This is a genomic window from Candidatus Fusobacterium pullicola, from assembly GCA_018883725.1.
Lineage (GTDB): Bacteria > Fusobacteriota > Fusobacteriia > Fusobacteriales > Fusobacteriaceae > Fusobacterium_A > Fusobacterium_A pullicola.
Map to the genome: position 1 here is coordinate 1 of JAHLFN010000080.1, position 2914 is coordinate 2914.

3 protein-coding genes are annotated in these 2914 nt (G+C 27.7%); 1 reads left to right on the forward strand and 2 read right to left on the reverse strand.

All coding sequences use genetic code 11. The features are described from left to right. Nucleotides 1–265: 265 nt before the first annotated feature. A complete protein-coding gene (gene hslU / locus IAA47_09130; GenBank protein ID MBU3843125.1) occupies nt 266–1573 on the forward strand; it encodes an ATP-dependent protease ATPase subunit HslU in 1308 nt (435 codons plus the stop codon). A 218-nt stretch (nt 1574–1791) separates the two neighbouring features. Here hslU and IAA47_09135 read toward each other — a convergent pair whose 3' ends face one another. Both IAA47_09135 and IAA47_09140 read right to left on the reverse strand, forming a co-directional pair. Next, nucleotides 1792–2586 carry an HAD-IIA family hydrolase gene (locus tag IAA47_09135; protein MBU3843126.1) on the reverse strand — a complete coding sequence of 265 codons (795 nt, stop codon included), beginning with the start codon at nt 2584–2586 and terminating at the stop codon, nt 1792–1794. A 139-nt stretch (nt 2587–2725) separates the two neighbouring features. Continuing rightward, nucleotides 2726–2914 (reverse strand): copper homeostasis protein CutC (locus IAA47_09140; protein MBU3843127.1); only part of this gene is annotated, 189 nt, incomplete at its 5' end.

Here is a 2914-nt window from a genome sequence, read left to right on the forward strand (position 1 = left end):
AAATATATTGACTGAAGGTCTAAGAATAAAACAAGCAGTCTAAAAATAAAAAGAACCGTAGGAACTACGGGGTTAGCTTGGTAAATATAGTTGGCTAACAAAAGCAACTACTTCCCAAGAAGAAGCTCCCACTTCAAAAATTACAAAGTAATTTTAAGTGGGAGAGGTTCACATATGGTTAAACTTAGGAGTAGCTACTTCTTTACAGTGGTATTAGAAAGTGATATAATACAGATAAAATTTAGATAAGGAGAAGAATATGGGGATAAATAAAGAGTTGACACCTAAAAAAATTTTAGATGAATTAAATAAATATATAATTTCACAAGATGAAGCAAAGAAAAATGTAGCTATTTCTTTAAGAAATAGAGACAGAAGAAAGATGATAAAAGATGAAAATCTTAGAAAAGAGATCACACCTAAAAATATAATATTGATTGGTTCTACAGGAGTAGGAAAAACTGAAATTGCAAGAAGAATAGCAAAGATAGCGAATGCTCCTTTTTTAAAAGTAGAAGCAACTAAATATACTGAAGTTGGATATGTAGGTAAAGATGTAGAAAGTATTATAAAGGATTTAGTAGCTTTAACATATAGAAAAATGAAGGAAGATAAGTATAATATGCTAAGAGATTCTTCATTTGATATAGCTGTTGAAAGAGTAGCTAAAATTTTAAAACCTTATGATACGTTAAATGATGAGGATAAAGAGAATATAAAAAAGGATATCTTAGATGGAAAATATGATGAAACAGAGATAGAGATCGATAGACCTAAAAAAGATAATGACTTACCTATTATAGAAGTGGTATCTGGAAGTGAAGATATTGGTGGATTTATCGATCAAATGATGTCTACTTTACCTGGAAAATTAAAAAAGATGACAACTAATGTTAAAAATGCTATTTCACTATATTTAGATGAAGAGGTAGAGAAAAAGATAGATTTAGATTCATTAACTCAAGAGGTTATTGATAATGTAGAGAATAACGGAATAGTCTTTATAGATGAAATAGATAAAATAACAGAAAGAGAAGGTGGAGGTAAAGGTGACGTCTCAAGACAGGGGGTTCAAAGAGATATTTTACCTATAGTAGAGGGAAGTACAGTAATGACTAAATATGGACCTGTTAAAACAGACCATATTTTATTCATAGCAGCTGGAGCTTTTTCAATGAGTTCACCATCTGATTTAATGCCAGAACTACAGGGAAGATTTCCTATTAGAGTTAAACTACAAAATTTAGAGAAAGAGGATTTTGTAAAAATATTGACTGAAGTTGAGTATAATCTATTAGAACAATATAAGGCAATGTTGGCGGTAGATAATGTAGAGTTAAGTTTTACAAAGGGAGCTATAGAAAAAATAGCAGAGATAGCAGCTGTTCAAAATGAAAAGATAGAAAATATTGGGGCTAGAAGATTGGCAGCTGTAGTTGAAGAGCTATTGAGAGAGATTATGTTTGAAGCTCCATATGAAGAGAAAAAGAAGATAAGCGTTGATGTTAATTTTATTAAAAAAGTATTTAAAAAAGAAAAAGAAGATGAAAATTTAGATAAATTTATATTGTAATAAAAAAGTTATATATGTAATATAAATGACACCTGTTTTTTATAAAATTTCAGAATTTCAAAATTTAAAAATAAAAATTATATTTTTATGAAAAAGACATGAAATTGACACAATTTTATGATATCATTATATCATAAAATCTTTCCCCAAGATGTTTTATATAGTGAGAAAAGGGCTTGGAATTCCAAGCCCTTTTCTTATTATACAGAAATTTAGAGTTATTTTATCTTTAATTCTTTAATACTATCTAAAAATAGAGTAGGTTGATATTCACTATTTATTAAATCCTCTTTTCTAGCTTCACCAGAAAAAATGAGAATAGTATCGCAACCGTTTTCCTGTCCACAAGCAATATCAGTATATAATCTATCCCCAATAATTACAGTTTCATCTTTTGATACACCTTTTTTTTCAAGACAGTAATCTAATATTTCATGATGAGGTTTTCCTAGAAATTTAGGAAATCTTTTAACTGAATAAAATAACATTTTTGCAATGCTTCCACAATCAGGGTAAAATATACCATTTTCTACTGGAAATACTAAATCGGGATTAGCTCCTATATACATTAAATTAGAATCTTGTAGTAAGTTACAAGCTGTTTGAAGTTTTTCATATGTAAGTTCAGTATCCAATCCTAGGACAACTGCATCCACATTATACCTTCCATCAATTTTTATCGGATTTTCAACTACATTTAATCCAAGCTCTTCTAACATCTCTTTAAATTTTTTTGTTCCTAAAACATAAATATTTTTTTTATTCTTTTTAATTAGATATTTTCCAGTAATATAACCAGCAGTTACTATTTCATCTTCTTTTATATTAAAACCAAGTTTTGTTAATTTTTCAACATATTGTTTTCTTGTCCTAGAAGAATTATTAGTAAATATTAGAAACTTTTTACCGGCTTCCCTAATTTTATTTATTGCTTCAATAGCCCCATCTATAACTTGATCTCCTAAAAGTAAAGTTCCATCTAAATCAAAAAGATATAGTTTTTTATTTTCCATATTAATTTATTCCCTCTTTCTTAAAACTTGTATAATTTATTTTAAATCTTTTATGTAAATTTTAAATAAAAAAAAGGTTAAATTCATGTAAATATATTTTTTACATGAGCTTAACCTTTTTATGATTTTTTATTAAGCTTTAAACTATCTTCTTTCCATGGTACTCTTTAGTAGGTATAAGAGTTGAAATCTTATCTAAATTCTCTTTAGTAACTTTACCAGCTACAATAATGATAATCTCATCTCCAGCTTCCTTGATCATCTTTTTCAAAATCTCTTTTCCTTCAAGTGCTGTTTCTTTTGTTCCAGATGTAAGTATTCTATTTAC